Below are 17,855 nucleotides of genomic sequence, written 5' to 3'. Positions count from 1 at the left end.
CCGGGCGCGGTCCACACCGGAAGTAGCGCGGTGGCGGCCCGGTAGTGCCAGAGAAGCAGAAGGCCACCAGAGATGCAATAGGGGAGCGCCGACGTCGCGGGTTGCTCAGTGCCGAGTTCACGCAAAAAGGGCCCGACAGGCCGGTCTGTCTTGTAGGGGTGGGAGTAGCATTGCTTTCACCATGAGTTCGCCAGATGCCTCGGAAGCACCCGGTTCGTCTTCCATGCCAACCGGACAAACGACCACCCGTGATGACGCGGTGGATCGGATCTTGGACGCCGGCTACGAACTGTTCTCGCGACGCGGGATCGGTGCCGTGGGGGTCGATCAGCTCATGGAGCGTTCGGGAGTGGCCAAGGCCACCTTTTACCGCCATTTTCCGTCCAAGGACGATCTAGTTCTTGCCTTCCTCGCGCTTCGTGACCAGTTCTCGACCGTCGACTTGATCATCTCCGATGCCAAGAGCCGGGGAAACACCGCCGACGAGCAGTTGCTTGCCATGTTCGACGTATTCGGCGACTGGTTCGAGCGCGAGGATTTTGAGGCGTGCTCGTTCATCAACGTCCTGCTTGAAATGGGGCGTGAACATCCGCTGGGGAAAACGAGTATCGGTTACCTCGCCAGGATCAGGGGACACATCCAGGAGTTGGCCGACGAAGCCGGGCTGGAGCGTACCGACGAGTTCGCACGCTCCTGGCACATCCTGATGAAGGGCTCCATCATCTCGGCCACAGAGGGAGACGTCCTCGCGTCGAAGCGCGCCCAGCAGATGGCCGCTTGGCTGATAGAACAACATCGAGGCCCGGACCCCCCGTAACTGCCTGAGGCGCCCGTTCGTCAGCTCCGCGTGGTCCGGCCGCGACCGCCCGGGGAGGCAAGATGCCGGGCACGCCGGCCCCACTTGACCCATTCGCTGGGTTGGACCGAGGGCCGCCCGAGGTGATAGCCCTGTCCGAGGGTTACGCCCAGGCCAGCAAGAGTGGCGAGTTCGTCCTTGGTTTCGATGCGTTGCGCAGTCAAGGCCGCCCCGATCTCCCGCGCGAACGCCACCTCCGCCTCGACGAGTTCCTGCCGGAGGGAATCCAGCTCGAGGCCTGCAGTCAGATTCCGCTCCAGCTTGATCAGCTCCGGCTTGAGCCGAAGAATATGGCTGGCCCCGGCGAAGAAGGAACCGGTGTTTTCAATGGACAAGCGCACGCCGGCACTGCGCAGCGGAGCCAGCGCCGCATCGAGCGAAGCAGCCTGTTCCTGAGGAAACCTCCCGGAGACTTCGAGGATGACCCGGGCGGGTGCCACCGGACTCTGATCGAAAAGCCCGGGAAGGCGCGGATCCAAGCAGACTTCGTCGGAAAGCTTCAACGCTACGAAAAGGTGGGGCGGCAGCTTCAGCGCGGCCTCGAGCCCGGACTCCAACGCCGCGAATTCAAGATCCGTCCGGAGCCCCGAATCCCCGGCTTCCGCGAACCAGTAATCGGCAGGGTCCCCGCTATCGCTGACGAAGCGGGTCAAAGCCTCGGCGCCGACGACGGTGGACGTGGTCAGGTCGAAAACGGGCTGGAAGGCGGTCATCAGCATCCGGTCCCTGAGAACGGCCTCGAGCCGTGGACTGCTCGGGTGCTGGGACTCCGGCTCGCCATGCGGGGCCGGGGCGGGCCGGTCCGGATCGTCCTGTCCGTCCTGCGGGGCCGGCTGTTGCGACCTGAGCGAAGACAAGTGTTCCAGCAAGGCCTCTTCCGGATGCCCGGGGTGGGCGGCAATGTGCTGGCGAAGTTGTTCTCGCACCGCATCCGTTGCCTGCGAAGAGTCCCCCAGGACTTCATCGATGATTTCCAGGACTTGGAGGCGCAGCCCACGCAACTGCTCGAGGGGCGGTTCCACATTCTCCGGACTGGCCCGCATCCCGGCGTCAGTCAATGCACGCAAAGACGGTTTCCGCGTCGACATGAAATCATTCCTTTGCGTTTAGCTCCGGCTGAGCCCGGGACCTGCAATCTATTGGGATACTACAGCCGAACAAACCGGTCGGCCCGGATTGAAATGAAATCTTCATTGGGATGTAACGAGCGGAGCGCACCGGGTGCAATTACACCCGTTCCTTTTCTGTTTCGGAATCCTCCGCGCCGGACAGGAGTGCGTAGTATCCCGGAACCCACTGCGGAAGACCGCTGGCGTTCATCGGGACTACTTCGATGTTAACCGGGCCGTCAGAAATCAACTGCCAGTCTGCATCCGAAAATACGTCGTGCCGTTCCCTGGAGCCGAAGTGCCCGGGCCGGGGAAGGTTCTCCAAAGCGCGCCGCAGCTGCAGGGGCATGCTTTGCCGGGTGGCGCCGAGCTCGGTCAGGTAACCGAGGCTATTTCCGCGGAAGTTGGTTTCGGCCAGTAACACCCGGCCCCTGTCCCCGATGACGGTTCGGAGGTTGGCAGCCATAGCGGCCTGCTTGCCGGGTTTCAGGACGTGGAAGACTCCGCGGACAAAGACATTGGCGGGCCCAAGGCGCTCCAACAGGAGCTCTCCAGCACGTGCCCCCGAAGCATCCAGAACCATGAAGTCGGCATTTTGGACGCCTTCTGCTTCTTTGCTTGCCATCTCGATCGCTCCCTTGGAGACGTCGATTCCGAGAACCCGTGGAAATAGACCTGCAAGCCAGCGGGTGTGGGTACCATTGCCGCACCCCACGTCAACTACCGGAAGAGCCGGATCAAAGTGGGCCGCAATCGCGTCGGTGTACTGTGCACGCTCGGCCGCCGAGTCCGAGTCCCAAAGCACGTCTCCTGAACGGCCAGTGGTGCGGATTCCGCGCCAGTATCCTTCCCACGCGGTGTCCGGATTTCTCGGTGCCCGGGAAGCGAGGCGCACTACTGTGGGGACAAGCAACATCTGGTCCCAAAGCTTCGACATGCGCTAACTCTACAGACGCCGTGCGGGCCGGCGGAGCTGATCCGGTATTTCTGCGGCTGGTACCGGATATCCGTAGAAGTAGCCTTGCCCGTAGAGACAACCCATGGCCTCCAGTTGGGCCGCCTGCTCTGCGGTTTCGATGCCTTCCACGGTCGCGTTGAGCCCAGCAGCGAAAATCAGCTGCAGAATGGCCGAGACGAACTTTTGCTGCCGAGGGTCAGACTCCATGTCCTTTATGAGGGACTGATCGACCTTCACAGTGTCTGCCGGAAGCGACCTGAGGTAGCTGATGGACGAATAGCCGGTGCCGAAGTCGTCAATCTGCAGCCCCACACCGAGCTCCCGGAGGCCGCTAAGGACCTGTTCCTGTCCGGTTTCACGCGACATCAATACAGTCTCGGTGATCTCCAAGATCAGACGCCGAGGATCCAGGCAATACCTGGCCAGCGTGTCCCGGATATCGTCAAGCAAGTCGGTTCGAAGCAGTTCGGCGGCAGAGAGATTGATGTGCAGACAATAGTCCGGCAGGTCCGGGTCGGTCTGGCTCCAGCGCCTCATTTGGGCGAGACCTTCATGCAGCACCCAACGTCCCAGCTCAAAGATCAAGCCGGTTTCTTCTGCGATGCCAATGAAGCTGCCCGGCATGATGGTGCCGCGGACAGGGTGATGCCATCGGAGGAGGGCTTCGACGCCGATGACGCGGCTGGAAGCCAATTCGACCACCGGCTGATACACCAGCGCCAGCTCTCCTCCGGCAACAGCGGTGCGCAGTTCGGCGGTTATACGCGACCGTTCCTGAACGGCGTCGAGCATCTCCGGGTGGAAGAGCTGGACGTTGTTGCGGCCCCGCGCCTTTGCCTGGTACATGGCAATGTCGGCATCGCGCATCAGTGTTTCAGCCCGGTACCCCGGCGAGCCGATGCAAACGCCGATGCTGGCCATCGCCCAAACCGTCTCCATGCCGATAGACATGCTGTCCTGCAGGTACTCCGATGCGCGGTGCGCAATTCGAAGGATCTCCTCTTCGGTAGCGGACGCAATGAGGATGGCAAACTCATCCCCGCCCAAGCGGGCCACCGTATCCTGGGACCTGACAGCGGAGCGGAGACGCTTGGCAACTTCCACCAGCACTGCGTCCCCGGCGCTATGGCCGAGGATGTCATTGATGGCCTTGAATGAGTCCAGGTCCAGGAGCAACACGGCCGGGGCTTTTCCGCGGTCCGCGCTGGACCGGATCGCTTCCTGGATCCGCTCGGTAAGCAGCGTCCTGTTCGCGAGGCCCGTCAAGGCATCTGTCTTGGCCATCTGTTCCAGCTCAACCTGCGTTCGCCGCAACATGGCCGTACGGGCGGCCACCCGCTGTTCCAGATCCGCATGAATGTGGCCCAGTTCTTCTGCGAGCAGGTTGACTCCCGTGATGACGGCATCAATGTCATCCCGATGCTCCGAAGGTTGAATGCGTGCGTCCAGATCGCCGGCAGCCAATCGGACTACCCCGTCAACCAACAGCTGCAGGCGCGGGTCCTCGACGCTCTCCCTCGCGGTCACTTAATCCCTGCGGGCAGAAGCGAGTAAATCCGGGGCTTACGCACCCGCATTAAGCCAGTCCAGCGCATCGCTGCGCGATGTGAAAAAACGGGTCGGGCAAGGCGGGATGTGCACGCCGAGGAAGAAGTTCGCCAGGACCCGGTCTACAGGCGACGTACCTAACAAAGCGATGCGTGAAGCGCCGCAAGGAATGGACCACACACCACGGGCCTCCCGGCTAACGGAAGAGACCGCTGCCATGTCCACCAGCATTGGATGCTGCGCCTGCTGGCATAGCTCGTTGACTTTCGCCATGGCCGCCCGGGCATCCTCGACCTGAATGTCGACTCCGGGCCTCCAGCGCAGATGGAGATATCCGTCGACGCTTAAATCGACAGTGGCCTTTTCACCGTCCGCCGTATCCGGTATCACGATCACGTCCTCCCCCGATCAGGCCGCCGAACCTGGCTGCAGCTGCCGCTAGTTAACAAGTAGCAATCGCCAACCTCGATAGCGTAGCTTCCCAAGCATTGGTCCTCAAGCCCTTCTCCTGCGCATTGACCAAATTCGAACGGCCCGGGTCTCAACTGGGGCTTTTGTCCCGATCCTCCCGGCTCCACGTGGGTAGAATCGAGGCCTGAACACTGCCGGAACGCATCAGACGGAGAAACAATGTCAGCATGGCTCGAAGTCGGCCCAAACAACTACGTGTTGGAGACCGAAGGGTGCCTGCTCAACACGGGCCTCGTCGTAGGCACGGAACGAGCCATGGTGATCGACACTGGTTGCGGCCCCCGCCAAGGCCGGCAGATCCTCGCCGCAGTCCGCGAAAAGACCCAGCTGCCGCTCGTCGTCGTGAACACCCACGCCCACTACGACCACTACTTCGGCAACGCCGTTTTTGCCGACGACGGCGTCACCGAGTTTTGGGGGCACGTCAACTGTGCGGCGACAATCGACGACGACGGCGACCACCAGCGCCGCTTCGTCTCCGCCACCGAACCGGAGATGGCCGCGGGCAAGGGCGACGCCGTCGAACTCGTCATTCCCAACGCGATCGTCAAGGACCAGCCCGTCCTGGTCGACCTCGGCGGCCTCACCGCCACCCTGTTCTACCTGGGCCGCGGCCACACCGACGGCGACCTCCTGGTAGGCACGCCCAGCACCCTTTTCGCCGGTGACCTCGTTGAACAAGGCGCGCACCCCTCGTTCGAGGACTCCTACCCGGAAGATTGGGCAGACGCCCTGAGGCACATCTCGGCCCTGCGCCACCGCTACGAGTTCCTCATCCCCGGCCACGGCAAGCCCTGCAGCGACCAATTCGTGAAGACCATGGCCGACACGATGTCCACAGCGGTGAGACAGGCTAGGCAGTCGATCCGGGACACGCCGTCGGACGCTACCAAAGCGATCCCGGTGCTTCCCTACGGACCCGAGCAATCACGTTGGTTCATCAAGCGGCTCCAGGAGACGCAAGCACACCACTAAGGGGTGTGCCTGAAGGCGTGGACGGCCTCCATTGCTGCGTAGTAAATGATGACCACCCCCGCCAGGGGATCGGCCCACCACCACCCGAAAAGGGCATTCAGAACCAGGCCTGCCAGGACCGCGCCAGCCAGGTAGGCGTCCACGAGAGTCACTTTTCCTTCTGCACGGAGCACCGGATTGCCCAAAGCGCTTCCGGTGCGGATCTTGCCCCACGCGAGGGCGAGCATGACCACAAAGGTCAAGGCCGTCCAGGCGATGCCCGCACCTGAGGTGGCAGGGCGGACTCCGGTGGCAAAAACGATGGCCACCTGGATGAGCAGGTAGGAGCCGAGGACGGCGAAGGCTATCCCTATCAGGCGCATTGCGGGGGCTTCGCGCTCCTTGTTGGCACCTTTGAGCTGCCACACCACCACGATCGAAGCGAAGATCTCGATCAGGGAATCCAGGCCGAAACCGGCCAGGGCCGGGGAACCGGCTTGAATGGCGGCGGCTGCCAGAACGCCGAGGCCCACCACGTTCCAGCCCAGGGTTGCGTATTCCAGCCGCAGCCCGCGACGCAACAACTTCCCGGAGTCTGTGGTTGGGGCAGTGTTGCCGTCAATGCTGGGCATGTGTTATCCGTTTCCTCGAGTGCGCTAGCAGCAGCCTTCACCCTTCCACGCTTCGCGGCCTTCCTTGACGGCGACGGCGGCGATAATGAGGCCAATGACGGGGTCAAGCCACCACGCGCCGAAGAGCCCATTGCCGGCCAGGCCGATCAGGACAGCGGCAGCAGTAGCGGCGCAGAGAAGGTTCTGGGCACCTTCCCCGGCGGTGGCTCCGGAGTTCAGCCTGGCACCGAGGCGCTGCTTGGCGACGCCGAGGACAGGCATGATGACCAGGCTCGCCGCCGTGAGCACGATGCCCAGGACGCTGCTCTCGGCCCGGTGTCCCGTGGCCAGGTCGATGACCGACTGGGTTCCGATGTAGGGGGCCAGGAGCCAGAAACTGATGGCGACGGCTTTTTGTGCGCGACCTTCGGCGGTTTCCGACAGGGTGCGGGATCCGGTGAACCGCCAGATCACGATGATGCTCGCCAGGCCCTCGACGGCGGAGCTGAGCGCCCAGCCGATCAAGGACACGGAGCCCGCCGTCCCGCCGGCAACCAGGCCGAGGGCTCCCTCGAGGACCATCCAGATCAGGCTGAACCAGGACAGCAACCGGACGGTCCGGGCGTCCTGGATCCAGGACCGGGGCGTGGCAGTTGTCATCAGTGGGTTCCGGTTTCGTGGACGGCGTGGCCGGCGGGTTCGAGCTGGAAGGTGGAGTGTTCGACGTCGAAATGCCCGGTAAGGCAGCTTTGCAGTTGGTCAAGGATGAGCGGGGCATGTCCGTCGTGGAAGCAGCTCTCGTCCAGGACGACATGCGCGGACAGGGCGGGAAGGTCCGAGGTGACTGTCCAGACGTGCAGGTCGTGGACATCGTGCACGTGCCCGGTTTCGAGGAGGTGTTCCCTGACCTGGTCCAGGTCTACACCTTCCGGCGCGCCTTCCAGGAGGATCCTCCCGGAGTCCCGCAGAAGCCCCCACGCGGCGTGCAGCATCAGGGCCACCACGATGAGGGAAGCGATCGCGTCCGCACGGGTAAAACCGGTGGTCAGGACGACGAACCCGGCGACCGCCGTCGCAATGAATCCGTAGAGGTCGGTCAGGATGTGCTGGAAGGATCCCTCGACGTTCAGGCTGGACCGGTTGGCTTTGGCCAGGACCCACACCGCAATGAGGTTCACGATGATCCCGAGGATCGCGACCACCAGGACAGGGCCGCCCTCGACCGGAGGCGGATCAAGGAGGCGGTGGATGGCCTCCACGGCCACGAGGGCGCTGATGACGAGCAAGGTGATTCCGTTGGCGGCCGCTGAGAGGATCTCCGCACGCTTGAATCCGAACGTCCAGATTCCCCGCGCCGGACGGGCCGCGAGGTTGATTGCCCACAGCGACGCGGCGATCGCCCCGGCGTCGGTCAGCATGTGCCCGGCGTCGGAGAGCAGGGCCAGCGAGCCGGAAACGACGGCGACAATCACCTCGACGATCATGAACCCGACGATCAGCGCCAACGCGATAACCAGATAGCGCCGGTCTGCGTTCGCTGCTATCGCGTGGCTGTGGCCGTGAGCATGGTGCTTGGCGGGGTTGCCTGGCGCGTCGTGGTTGTGGGTGCTCATTGGCCTTTGGCCTCCTTGGCCGTGCGCTCGGGGTGAACGGCGACGGTGTGGCCGGTGTGGGTCAGCCCCAGGTCCAGCAGCATCCGTACGTGCGCGTCATCCAGACGGTAGTACGCCATCCGGCCGCGCCTCGAAACGGAAACCACCCGGTGGGCGCGCAGCAGCCGCAACGCATGGCTCACCGCACTCTCGCTCATCGCGGTCGTCGCGGCAAGGTCGCACACGCACAGTTCCCCGCCTTCCAGCAGCGACGTCAACAGGCGCAAGCGCCCAGGATCGCCGAGCAGCGAGAACACGTCCGCCAGCTCGGCAATGTCATGATCCGAGGGCAGGGCCGCACGGACGAGTTCGACCCTGTCGGGGTCGACAAGTTTCACGCCGCATTCATCGACAGCTTCACTGGCAACCACGGGACCTCCAACATCTGAACAAGTATTCAGATGTCAGTATAGGGGACACGGTTCTTGGCCAGGGGTTGCCAGCTGGGAACTTCGTAACAGTTATCCTTCTTGTTGCCCGAGCGAAGCAATCGCGGCGTACGCTCCCCGTATGGGGAACAAGATGATTGGGCTGTCGGCCCGCGAATCGAAGCGGGAAATTCGGAAGCAGCGCCTTCAGGTGCTTGCATACGTGGGGTTGGCGATCCTCGCTGTCGCGACCGTCGCCGTCGTCGTAATAGCGCTCCGACGCTAGGGGTTTGGGCTGCGGCAGCAGTCCAACACCAAAGTTTCGCCGATGGTGGACTCAATCTTCTCCATTTGGAGCTAGTCAGAGGCCATCGGGGCTGATATTTTTCTGTGCACTCCTTCGGAGCAAACACAAAAATTGGGGGCACGAACATGTCCAAAGCGGAGAAACTACTCCTCACAGTCGCCGTAGTGCTTGGAGCTATCGCCATCCTGGTCGTCAACTACATCTGGATCGGTTCGGCCGTATTTGGCCTCAACACTTCGCGGCTCGATCCCGAACAGGGCCCATCCTGGCCATTCGCGGTCGTTTCCCTCTCCGTCGTCGGCTCGCCTTTTTGCCTTAATGGGAGGAATCCTCCTTGCGGTGGTCAACGCGCATCGGACGCCCCATTCTCCGGACCGCCGGTAACTTCATCCCGAACACTCACGCCGGTTCATCGACGTCGCGCGAACTGGCAGTAGATGCCCTCTGGGAGCGATTTTGAGGGCATCTGCTGCCAGTTCGCGCTTAAGTTCAGGAAGCCGGCGCGGTGGGAGATGGAGACAGGATTTGGGCCGGGGTCAATCTTGCCCAAGGGGAGTCCGGGGCACCTTGGACTGCGGCTTCCGGGCTATCTCCCTGGGTCCACCACTTGGCTTCGAACGCGGACCCTTCAAAGAGAATGCGGTCGCCCTTGTGGTAGATGGTCTCCGGCGCCCATGCCGGGAAGGTCCCCGCAGGCACCGTCGCTTTGGGACTTGGCCTGTCTCCGGGAAGCACCGGACCCACGAGTTTCCACGGGGTGGCACCGCCCTGCAGGACCGGGTTGTCCGGGACGTCAGCGCGGGTCCACCATTTTGCCTCGTAGACGCTGCCGTGCCAGACCACCCTGTCCGCCGCGGTGTAGGCGGCGTTGGTATTCCAGATCGGATAGGGGCTCGTTGCCGGGTCATCGGCGGTGGTGGTTGCACTGCTTGAGGCAGTGGCTGTAGGCGATGGAACGACAGTCGGGGTAGGCAGCGCGACATCATTGGCAAGGGTGGCGGAGAACAGTTGGGAACCCTGGACGACCCCACTGCAGCTGTCCGAGACCTTGCTCAAGTCGGGGTAGTTGGGGCTGCACGTCCTGTCCCTGTTCATGGACCACATTGAGAACCTGCCGAGGCCCTTGTCCTTGACGAAGCTGTTCATGGTGGCGGCGTCATTGAGGGTGAATATTTCGCCGGCGATATCGTTCTGGCCGACCATGACGGTCAGGCCAAGCTTGCGCCAGAGGGTTTCGCTGCCAAAGTCAGTTCCGGCGTTGCGGTAGAGGGCGGCGAGCTGTCCGTGGGCGGCATCCGCAGCTGACTCTGACGCCCGGGACATGCTCCAAGCTGCAGGCTTGCTGGCGCCGAAATCCATCGTCATGATGTTCACGCCCTCCAGTTCGACCCCGCCGGCCAGGGTATGCGCCACGATGCCTTGGCCCTGGCTCGTGAGGCCGTTCGGGTCAGCAGCAAGGGTCAGCCAGACGGCGAGGGACTTGCCGCTGGCTTTGCGTTCCTTCTGAAGGGCGGCAATGGCTTGCGCCCTTCGGTCGGCAGCGGCTGTGTCGCCCAAGGCGACCCCTTCGACGTCGAGATCTACCGTTGCGACGTCGTAGCGATCCACGATCTGCCGGTAGGCGTCAGTCAGGGCCTTCGTGTCTTTGCAGGAAACCGCGAGTTCGTTGTTGTTCAGCCCGCCGAAGGAAACCGCGGTGGCCCCTCCAAGCTGGCGGAGCCGGGCGATCCTCCGGTCCAGGTCGAGATCGGTAGCTGCCTGGTCGGGGCTGTACGCCGCACCCCAGGACGGCGCGCAGTCCTGCTTCGGATCGGCGACGACGAAGGACAGCACCACGGCTTTCGCGCTGGGCACGGCTGGATCTTCGAACGCGAAGCGCGGCGTCGCCGTCACGTCCACATAGCCGGAGAACACCGAAGGCATGGATGCTGCGGCACTGACGTCCTGGACGTTGCGGAGGCCGAGGTAGCCCGCCGTGACCGCCGCGACCACGATGACGCAAAGGATTCCCAAACGCACGACGGACAGCCGGCGGCCGGGAAAGCGCTTCGACACAGAGATACCCCTAGGACTTTGTGAATAGGACTTCACGGACGTCTGGGAAAGATCTCACTCCCCGGGAAGCGCCGCAGCTTGCGTAGCATTTCCATGAGGTCTGTCGGAACTCCGCGTTGTTCGCCTATCATAGGGGCGCACTGGAGTGCGGTCCGTTACATTACGCCCGCATTGTGCCGTGTGCCCGCTGGGGGTGCACGGACAGCGAATGGGGATTCATGTCGGATCAGATCGTGCTGCTTCGCCCCGATGAACAGGGAACGGCGGACGGGCAGTCTTCAAAAGCCCGAAAGCGTCAGTGGGGCGCGGAAAAACGCTCTGAACCGCTCTCGATCGTCCACCCTGCACCATCGCGGCGGAAAATAGTCCTCGGCCGCATCGGCGTCCTCACCACCATGCTCGCCTGGGTCGGCTATGTGGTCACGACGGTGCTCAAGCAGCTGGTGGACAACCCCGGCGCTGGATTCCGCTTCGGCGCCGAAACCCTGTCCTATCTGGTGGTGGTGTCCTTCCTGACGTTCTCGGCCCTGATGTACCTCACCGCCCGCCAGGGCGCCCTGACTCGCTTTCGGGCCCACCGACGGGTTCCCCGAGGAGAACTGGACCGGCACTTCTTCGACTACTCCGAGGGCATCACCGTGCTGATTCCTTCCTACGCGGAGGAGCCGGAAGTAGTCCGCGGCACTATGTGGTCCGCGGTCCTGCAGGAATTCCCGGACCTCAGCGTAGTGCTCCTTCTCGATGACCCACCCTTCCCGGAAGACCCCGACGTGCTCCGGCGCCTGGAAGCCACCCGCGCGCTCGCCGGTCAGATCACGGAAACCCTCAAGGAACCAGCGGCGAGGGTCAACGCCGCCTACGCGAAGTACCGCCGTCGTCGTGATCAAGAACCCGGCCTGGATCCGGGGCCTAACGCGGGCACCGAAGTGGAGCGGCTCATCTCCGAATACGAATACGCCGCGGAGTGGCTCGAAGCAATGGCGGAGACCGAGTCCGTCGAGGACCACGTGGATGAGTTCTTCGTGGACCTGGTCCTCATGGGCCTGGCCCGGGAACTACGACTGGTGATTCTGGCCCTTACGGCCGCCAACGCGCAGCAGGCCTCGCCCGGCCCGGAACGCATCGCTGAGCTGTACACACGGCTTACCTGGATCTTCAACGCCCGGGTGTCCACGTTCGAGCGGAAGCGGTTCGCCAGCCTCTCCCACGAGGCGAACAAGGCCATGAACCTGAACGCCTACCTCTCGCTCATGGGCGGGACCTGGCACCCGGAACAGACAGCGGACGGCACCGTCTTGCGGCCCGCAGGGGTTTCCGGGCCCGCAGGGGTGGCCGACGGCGACGCGCTGTCCATCCCTGACACCACCTACGTCCTGACGCTGGATGCGGACTCGCTGCTGCTGCGCGATTACTGTCTCCGCTTGGTCCATCTCCTCGAATCCCCGGGCAATGAGCAGGTAGCCGTCACGCAGACCCCGTATTCCTCCTTCCGAGGCGCCCCGACACGGATCGAACGCATCGCCGGCGCCACCACGGACATCCAGCACATCCAGCACCAGGGAATGACCCAATACGGCGCCACGTTCTGGGTGGGAGCGAACGCCGTGATCCGCAAACGCGCCCTGGAAGACATCGTTGAGATCTCCACCGTGGGCGGCTTCGAGGTCAGAACCTACATCCAGGACCGCACCGTCATCGAAGACACCGAATCCAGCGTGGACCTCGGCACGCACGGTTGGACCTTGGCCAACTACCCGGAGAGGCTCAGCTACAGCGCAACCCCGCCGGACTTTGGATCGCTCGTGGTGCAGAGACGACGCTGGGCCAACGGAGGCCTGCTGATCCTGCCCAAACTCTGGGAACAGATCCGCAACCGCCGGGGCCAAGCCAGGCCGGTCCTCTTCCGCGAAATCCTGCTTCGGGTCAACTACATGGCCTCCATCACCTGGGCCAGCTTCGGGCTGCTGTTCCTCCTCGCGTACCCCTACGACAGCCGTCTCCTCAGCCCCTTGGTCTTCCTTGCCGCCCTGCCCTACTTCCTGGCCATGGGTAGCGACCTGCGGGACTGCGGCCACCGGTTCAGCGACATCTTCCGGATCTATGGCTTCAACCTCGTTCTCCTTCCCGTCAATCTGGCAGGCGTCCTGAAGTCCCTCCAGCAAGCGCTCACGGGAGACAAGATCCCGTTCGTCCGCACCCCGAAGGTGAAAGACCGCACCGCGGCCCCGGCCCTCTTCGTCCTCGCTCCGCACCTGATCGTCGCGTTCTCCTTGTTGACGGTCTGGCGCAACTGGGAACTGGGAAACTGGGGCAACGCCGCATTCGCCGCCTTCAACGCCATAATGGCCGCCGGTGCGATCCGGGCCTACATCGGACTGGCCAACTCCGGAGTGGACATGTACCTGGGCGTGTTGAACTGGCTGTACGTCGCGCCTAAAAAGCCGAAAGCGCTACCGCCGGCCATCATTCCCAAAACCCCGGAACAAGTCGACTGGGAGTCCCTGCTCTACCACGGGGACCGGCGCCTGAACCGCGACCTCCGCGGCAAGGACGACCGCCGGAAACGGGCCGGATCGGTGTAGGGCTACGCTGTCCTTCCTAGAACGTCCTTAGCGTCCGGAACCGTTCGCTGCCGCGACGTGCACTGTGACGCCTAATTCCTGGATGTTGTCTTGGGTGTCCTGTGCCAGTTCATCGTCAGTGACAACAGCGTCTAGTTGCTCGATCGGCGCGACCCGGAACTTCGCAAAGGTTCCGAACTTGGTGCTGTCTGCCAGCAAGAAGCAGCGCGACGCTGACTCGAGCGCGGCCAGCTTCATTTCCACCTTGTCCATGGACGGCGTAGTGACGCCGCGGGACAGGCTCCATGCGCCCGTACTCATGAAGAACAGATCGATGTTGATGTGCTTGATGGCGTCGGCCGCCATGCGGCCTGAGCTTGAGGCGCTGGAAGCATCGACTACGCCGCCGGTATGGATGGTCTCAACGTTCGGGTACGCGAATAAAGACGTGACCACGTAAAAATCGTTGGTGACCACCGTGATGTTCTTCCGGGCGCCCAGATAGGGGACCACGGACTGGCAGGTGGTACCGGCATCGAGGAACAGGACCATGTCGTCCTCAACGAACTGGGACGCAAGCTCGGCGATTGCTTTTTTCCGCGGCAGCTCCAGCTGCGCTCGGGATTCCCTCTCCCGGGGAGGTTCCTGGCTGGTCCCCTCCGCCAAACGCACGCCTCCTTGGACCGACAACACATGCCCGGCATCTTCGAGGGCAGTAATGTCGCGCCGGATGGTCATGTGGGAGACGTTCATGGATTCCGTGAGGCTGCGGATGCTAAGCACCCCCTCGCGGCGAAGCAAGCGAAGAATCTCCTGATGGCGCTGCTCCGGGATCAGGGGAGGTGATGTTGACGAACTCAAAGTTGCTCCTTCGCGGTGGACAACCCCATCTTAACAAGTTTTCACACAGTGTTCCGATTTGTGCTTGCCGGAGCCGCAAGGCTTCTTGATCGTCGCGGCCTTGCCTTAAACATCGACAGATGTAAATATTTACGTGTGTCTATGTCCTTGGAATTAACCCCCGTCCAAACGGTGGCGTGTTGTTCGCCGTTGTCCAGGGAGCCCTTGTCGGAATCCGAAGCCGAAGGAATCGCTCCGCTACTGAAAGCGCTGGGCGATCCGGTGCGGCTGCGGCTCATGTCCCTGGTGGCGTCCCACGAGGGCGGCGAAGCCTGCGTATGCGATCTGAACGACGCCTTCGAGCTGTCACAGCCGACCATCAGCCACCACCTGAAGGTCTTGCACGAAGCGGGCCTCCTGGAACGCGAAAAGCGCGGCGTGTGGGTCTACTACCGCGCACGGACCGATGCCCTGGAAAACCTTGCGGCCCTCATCGGGGGCCAGAGCCGGTGAGCGTGCTGAGACGGCGCGTCGTGGCGGAGTTCGCCGGCACCGCTTTCCTGGTCATGGCGGTGGTGGGGTCCGGCGTCATGGCCTCGCGCCTGTCCCCGAACGACGTCGGACTGCAGCTCCTGCAGAACAGCGTCGCCACAGGCGCGGCGCTGGTCGCGCTGATCCTGGCCCTGCAGCCGGTCTCGGCATCCTTCAACCCCGTGGTCACGCTGGTCGAGCGCGCCCTGGGTATCGTGGACACGCCCACCGCGTTTGCACTCGTCGCCGCCCAGTTCGCCGGCGGCCTGGCCGGGACCGTGCTGGCCAACCTGATGTTCGGCCTCGACGCAGCGACGCTCTCCACGCATGAGCGCGCCGGGGGAGGGCTGTGGCTCGGTGAAGTCGTCGCGACCGTCGGGCTGCTCCTGGTCATCTTCGGCACCGTCCGCTCCGGCCGGCCCGACAAGGTTGCCTTTGCCGTCGGCGGCTACATCACCGCCGCCTACTGGTTCACCAGTTCCACTAGCTTCGCGAACCCCGCGGTGACCGTGGCCCGGACCATCACTGACACCTTCGCTGGCATCGCCCCTACCTCGGCCCCGGCGTTTATCCTCGCCCAGTTGCTGGGCGGCGGCGCCGGGCTCTTCCTGATCCGGGCACTCTACCCAAGCGTTCCCGCGTTGCCCGCACTCTTGCCCTTGTCGGCTCCCGCCGTAGATGCATCCGATCGAAAGGTCCTCTCATGAGCACTGAAACCGTCAAGAAACCCTCCGTTCTCTTCGTGTGTGTCCACAATGCAGGCCGTTCCCAGATGGCTGCCGCCTTCCTCACGACCCTGGGCGAGGGCCGGATCGAGGTCCGCTCCGCGGGTTCGCAGCCCGCAGACAAGGTCAACCCGGCCGCCGTCGAAGCCATGGCCGAACTTGGCATCGACATGTCCGCCGAAATCCCCAAGATCCTCACCACCGAAGCCGTGAAGGAATCCGACGTCGTCATCACCATGGGCTGTGGCGACGAATGCCCGTACTTCCCGGGTAAGCGCTACGAGGATTGGGTCCTCGAAGACCCGGCCGGCCAGGGCCTGGACGCCGTCCGCCCCATCCGGGACGAGATCAAGAGCCGCATCGAAGGCCTGATCGAGTCCCTCACGCCCGCAGCCAAGTAGCGCAGCACCGTTGTAAGTCCATGGATGAAACAGAGGAGCCTGGATTCAATGAACGAGCTTCCCATTGCCGTGATCGGAGCCGGGCCCATCGGCCTGGCCGCAGCCGCGCACCTCTTGGAGCGTGGATTGGAACCGGTGATCTTCGAAGCAGGCCCGACCGCGGGCGCCGCGATCGAACAATGGCGGCACATCCGCCTGTTCTCTCCCTGGCGTTTCAACCTCGACGCCGCGGCCGTGAGATTGTTGGAGGCGTCCGGCTGGGAGACGCCGCGCCTGACCGCACTGCCCTACGGCGGGGAACTCGTCGACAACTACCTGGCACCTTTGTCCGCCCTTCCTGCCATCGGCTCCCGGCTCCAGACCGGTGCGCGCGTTGGCGCGGTCACCCGCGTAGGGCTGGACAAGACGCACGTCCGTGAACGCGACTCCACACCATTCCTTGTGCGGGTTGAGCACAATGGCGGTGAGACCCGCGACTACCGGGTGTCCGGTGTGATCGATGCCTCCGGAACGTGGTCCACCCGCAACCCCTTGGGCACCTCGGGGCTGCCAGCCATCGGTGAGCACGCCGCAGCTGCCTGGATCTCCTCACCCCTGCCGGACGTGACAGGCCGCGATCGGGAGTCCTTCGCCGGACGCCGTGTCCTGGTCGTCGGTGCCGGACACTCTGCCGCCAACACCCTGATCAACCTGACGGAGCTCGCTAGGGACGAGCCCGGAACCCGAATCCTGTGGGCCGTCCGCGGGGCTTCCGCCGAAAAGGTCTATGGCGGCGAGGACGCCGATGGGCTACCTGCCCGCGGTCAGCTTGGTGGAAGGCTTCGGCGCCTGGTCGAGGCCGGAACCGTCGAATTGCACACCGGATTCGGCATCAGCTCGCTGAAATCCTTGGACTCCCACCTGACCGTCACCGCGGGCGACGGCCGCACGCTACAGGTCGACGTCGTCGTGCCTTGCACCGGCTTCCGCCCCGATCTGGACATGCTCCGCGAACTCCGACTCAACCTTGACCCCGCCGTTGAGGCACCTATGGGGCTCGGTCCGCTGATCGACCCCGAATTCCACTCTTGTGGCACGGTGCCTCCGCACGGCGCGAGGCTTCTGACGCACCCTGAGAAGGACTTCTACATCGTGGGCATGAAATCCTATGGCCGGGCCCCGACCTTCCTGCTGGCCACCGGTTACGAACAGGTCCGCTCCGTCGCTGCCGCCCTGGCCGGAGACCAGACAGCAGCCGACACCGTCCAGCTTGAACTGCCCGAAACAGGCGTCTGCTCCACCGATGCCGGCGCCAGCTGCGATGTTCCCGCCACGAACACCACGGCATCCGAGGAACAGGGTTGTTGCTCCGCGCCGGAGCCGGTCCTCGTCGGTTCCCCACCGGGCTGTCCCATGGACGCTCCGGCGGACTCTGACCACCCACCACGCGCTGCTGAGCACATCCGAACAGAAGGAAGAATGACATTCATGACCGAAAACCGTAAGACCCCACATGTCCTGTTCGTCTGCAGCAAGAACGGCGGCAAATCCCAACTCGCAGCGGCACTCATGCGAGACCTTGCCGGCGACGCCGTCGCTGTCTACTCGGCCGGCACAAAACCCGGAAGCTCTTTGAATCTGGAATCCGTGGAGTCCTTGAAGGAGCTCGGCATCGGGATCGCCGGCGAGCACCCCAAACCCATCACGGACGACGTGCTGGACGCCGCCGACGTCGTCGTTGTCTTGGGCACCGAAGCCAAACTCGAACGCCACGGCACGGCCCGCGTCCTGACCTGGGAAACCGAGGAACCCTCCGCTCGTGGCATCGAAGGCATGGACCGCATGCGCCTGGTCCGCGACGACATCAAGGCCCGCGTCCAAAAGCTGCACGCGGAACTCGTGGAAAACTAAGCCGCCAGCGTTTCTTCC

17 protein-coding genes and 1 pseudogene are annotated in these 17,855 nt (G+C 63.6%); 8 read left to right on the top strand and 10 right to left on the bottom strand.

Annotated elements, in window-relative coordinates; genetic code table 11:
* Window positions 1-223: 223 nt before the first annotated feature.
* Window positions 224-817: a TetR/AcrR family transcriptional regulator gene (locus AC4CS3_RS11895; protein ID WP_490783742.1), complete on the top strand. Its 594-nt coding sequence runs from the start codon at window positions 224-226 to the stop codon at window positions 815-817.
* A gap of 20 nt (window positions 818-837) precedes the next feature.
* Here the strand turns inward: AC4CS3_RS11895 and AC4CS3_RS11890 are convergent, their stop codons facing one another.
* The 4 genes from AC4CS3_RS11890 to AC4CS3_RS11875 all read right to left on the bottom strand — a co-directional run bounded on the left by AC4CS3_RS11890 (window position 838) and on the right by AC4CS3_RS11875 (window position 4,861).
* Window positions 838-1,944, bottom strand: a complete 1,107-nt coding sequence (locus AC4CS3_RS11890) for an EAL domain-containing protein (RefSeq protein ID WP_490783641.1) — start codon at window positions 1,942-1,944, stop codon at window positions 838-840.
* Window positions 1,945-2,083: 139 nt separating this feature from the next.
* Window positions 2,084-2,902: a class I SAM-dependent methyltransferase gene (locus AC4CS3_RS11885; protein ID WP_490783640.1), complete on the bottom strand. Its 819-nt coding sequence runs from the start codon at window positions 2,900-2,902 to the stop codon at window positions 2,084-2,086.
* Window positions 2,903-2,911: 9 nt separating this feature from the next.
* Window positions 2,912-4,450, bottom strand: a complete 1,539-nt coding sequence (locus AC4CS3_RS11880) for a putative bifunctional diguanylate cyclase/phosphodiesterase (protein ID WP_490783639.1) — start codon at window positions 4,448-4,450, stop codon at window positions 2,912-2,914.
* 36 nt (window positions 4,451-4,486) lie between these two features.
* Window positions 4,487-4,861 (bottom strand): DUF7793 family protein, encoded by a 375-nt coding sequence (locus AC4CS3_RS11875; protein WP_490783638.1) that lies wholly within the window; start codon window positions 4,859-4,861, stop codon window positions 4,487-4,489.
* A gap of 240 nt (window positions 4,862-5,101) precedes the next feature.
* Between AC4CS3_RS11875 and AC4CS3_RS11870 the strand changes: the two genes are divergently transcribed.
* On the top strand, window positions 5,102-5,917 hold the full coding sequence (locus tag AC4CS3_RS11870; protein ID WP_490783637.1) for an MBL fold metallo-hydrolase: 816 nt from the start codon (window positions 5,102-5,104) through the stop codon (window positions 5,915-5,917).
* Here AC4CS3_RS11870 and AC4CS3_RS11865 read toward each other — a convergent pair.
* The 5 genes from AC4CS3_RS11865 to AC4CS3_RS11845 form a co-directional block, all read right to left on the bottom strand.
* Complete coding sequence (locus AC4CS3_RS11865) at window positions 5,914-6,528, bottom strand: cation efflux transmembrane domain-containing protein (RefSeq protein ID WP_490783636.1); 615 nt, start codon at window positions 6,526-6,528, stop codon at window positions 5,914-5,916. The genes AC4CS3_RS11870 and AC4CS3_RS11865 overlap by 4 nt on opposite strands.
* 24 nt (window positions 6,529-6,552) lie before the next feature.
* Window positions 6,553-7,167, bottom strand: coding sequence for a cation diffusion facilitator family transporter (locus AC4CS3_RS11860; protein WP_490783635.1), 615 nt, complete (start codon window positions 7,165-7,167; stop codon window positions 6,553-6,555).
* Window positions 7,167-8,120 (bottom strand): cation diffusion facilitator family transporter, encoded by a 954-nt coding sequence (locus AC4CS3_RS11855; RefSeq protein ID WP_490783634.1) that lies wholly within the window; start codon window positions 8,118-8,120, stop codon window positions 7,167-7,169. Before AC4CS3_RS11855 ends, AC4CS3_RS11860 begins: the two co-directional genes overlap by 1 nt.
* Window positions 8,117-8,530 (bottom strand): ArsR/SmtB family transcription factor, encoded by a 414-nt coding sequence (locus tag AC4CS3_RS11850; protein WP_441413575.1) that lies wholly within the window; start codon window positions 8,528-8,530, stop codon window positions 8,117-8,119. The genes AC4CS3_RS11855 and AC4CS3_RS11850 overlap by 4 nt, the downstream gene beginning before the upstream one ends.
* 793 nt (window positions 8,531-9,323) lie before the next feature.
* Window positions 9,324-10,889: a chitinase gene (locus AC4CS3_RS11845; RefSeq protein ID WP_490783633.1), complete on the bottom strand. Its 1,566-nt coding sequence runs from the start codon at window positions 10,887-10,889 to the stop codon at window positions 9,324-9,326.
* A gap of 218 nt (window positions 10,890-11,107) precedes the next feature.
* Between AC4CS3_RS11845 and AC4CS3_RS11840 the strand changes: the two genes are divergently transcribed.
* Entirely contained in the window at window positions 11,108-13,471 is a 2,364-nt protein-coding gene (locus AC4CS3_RS11840; protein WP_490783632.1) for a glycosyltransferase family 2 protein, read from the top strand.
* Between the two features lie 27 nt (window positions 13,472-13,498).
* Here AC4CS3_RS11840 and AC4CS3_RS11835 read toward each other — a convergent pair whose 3' ends face one another.
* Window positions 13,499-14,311, bottom strand: coding sequence for a DeoR/GlpR family DNA-binding transcription regulator (locus AC4CS3_RS11835; RefSeq protein WP_490783631.1), 813 nt, complete (start codon window positions 14,309-14,311; stop codon window positions 13,499-13,501).
* Between the two features lie 141 nt (window positions 14,312-14,452).
* On the opposite strand from AC4CS3_RS11835, the gene AC4CS3_RS11830 reads away from it, so the two are divergent.
* The 5 genes and pseudogenes from AC4CS3_RS11830 (at window position 14,453) to AC4CS3_RS11810 (ending at window position 17,837) form a co-directional block, all read left to right on the top strand.
* Window positions 14,453-14,803, top strand: coding sequence for an ArsR/SmtB family transcription factor (locus tag AC4CS3_RS11830; RefSeq protein WP_490783630.1), 351 nt, complete (start codon window positions 14,453-14,455; stop codon window positions 14,801-14,803).
* Complete coding sequence (locus AC4CS3_RS11825; protein ID WP_490783629.1) at window positions 14,800-15,528, top strand: aquaporin; 729 nt, start codon at window positions 14,800-14,802, stop codon at window positions 15,526-15,528. Before AC4CS3_RS11830 ends, AC4CS3_RS11825 begins: the two co-directional genes overlap by 4 nt.
* On the top strand, window positions 15,525-15,947 hold the full coding sequence (locus AC4CS3_RS11820; protein ID WP_490783628.1) for an arsenate reductase ArsC: 423 nt from the start codon (window positions 15,525-15,527) through the stop codon (window positions 15,945-15,947). Before AC4CS3_RS11825 ends, AC4CS3_RS11820 begins: the two co-directional genes overlap by 4 nt.
* 48 nt (window positions 15,948-15,995) lie before the next feature.
* Window positions 15,996-17,362, top strand: a pseudogene (locus tag AC4CS3_RS11815) (NAD(P)-binding domain-containing protein).
* On the top strand, window positions 17,340-17,837 hold the full coding sequence (locus tag AC4CS3_RS11810; protein ID WP_490783627.1) for an arsenate-mycothiol transferase ArsC: 498 nt from the start codon (window positions 17,340-17,342) through the stop codon (window positions 17,835-17,837). The pseudogene AC4CS3_RS11815 and the gene AC4CS3_RS11810 overlap by 23 nt, the downstream one beginning before the upstream one ends.
* Window positions 17,838-17,855 lie beyond the last annotated feature (18 nt).

The organism is Arthrobacter sp. SE2 (assembly GCF_058244265.1).
The sequence above is the reverse complement of the archived record's forward strand: the minus strand, read 5'-3'. Positions and strand labels throughout refer to the sequence as shown.

Excerpts from the sequence above, each read along its gene's own strand:
- AC4CS3_RS11830 (WP_490783630.1), top strand. The coding sequence starts at position 14,453 with ATGTCCTTGGAATTAACCCCCGTCCAAACGGTGGCGTGTTGTTCGCCG.
- AC4CS3_RS11890 (WP_490783641.1), bottom strand. The coding sequence starts at position 1,944 with ATGTCGACGCGGAAACCGTCTTTGCGTGCATTGACTGACGCCGGGATG.
- AC4CS3_RS11885 (WP_490783640.1), bottom strand. The coding sequence starts at position 2,902 with ATGTCGAAGCTTTGGGACCAGATGTTGCTTGTCCCCACAGTAGTGCGC.
- AC4CS3_RS11840 (WP_490783632.1), top strand. The coding sequence starts at position 11,108 with ATGTCGGATCAGATCGTGCTGCTTCGCCCCGATGAACAGGGAACGGCG.
- AC4CS3_RS11820 (WP_490783628.1), top strand. The coding sequence starts at position 15,525 with ATGAGCACTGAAACCGTCAAGAAACCCTCCGTTCTCTTCGTGTGTGTC.
- AC4CS3_RS11865 (WP_490783636.1), bottom strand. The coding sequence starts at position 6,528 with ATGCCCAGCATTGACGGCAACACTGCCCCAACCACAGACTCCGGGAAG.
- AC4CS3_RS11895 (WP_490783742.1), top strand. The coding sequence starts at position 224 with ATGCCAACCGGACAAACGACCACCCGTGATGACGCGGTGGATCGGATC.
- AC4CS3_RS11855 (WP_490783634.1), bottom strand. The coding sequence starts at position 8,120 with ATGAGCACCCACAACCACGACGCGCCAGGCAACCCCGCCAAGCACCAT.
- AC4CS3_RS11810 (WP_490783627.1), top strand. The coding sequence starts at position 17,340 with ATGGACGCTCCGGCGGACTCTGACCACCCACCACGCGCTGCTGAGCAC.
- AC4CS3_RS11870 (WP_490783637.1), top strand. The coding sequence starts at position 5,102 with ATGTCAGCATGGCTCGAAGTCGGCCCAAACAACTACGTGTTGGAGACC.
- AC4CS3_RS11860 (WP_490783635.1), bottom strand. The coding sequence starts at position 7,167 with ATGACAACTGCCACGCCCCGGTCCTGGATCCAGGACGCCCGGACCGTC.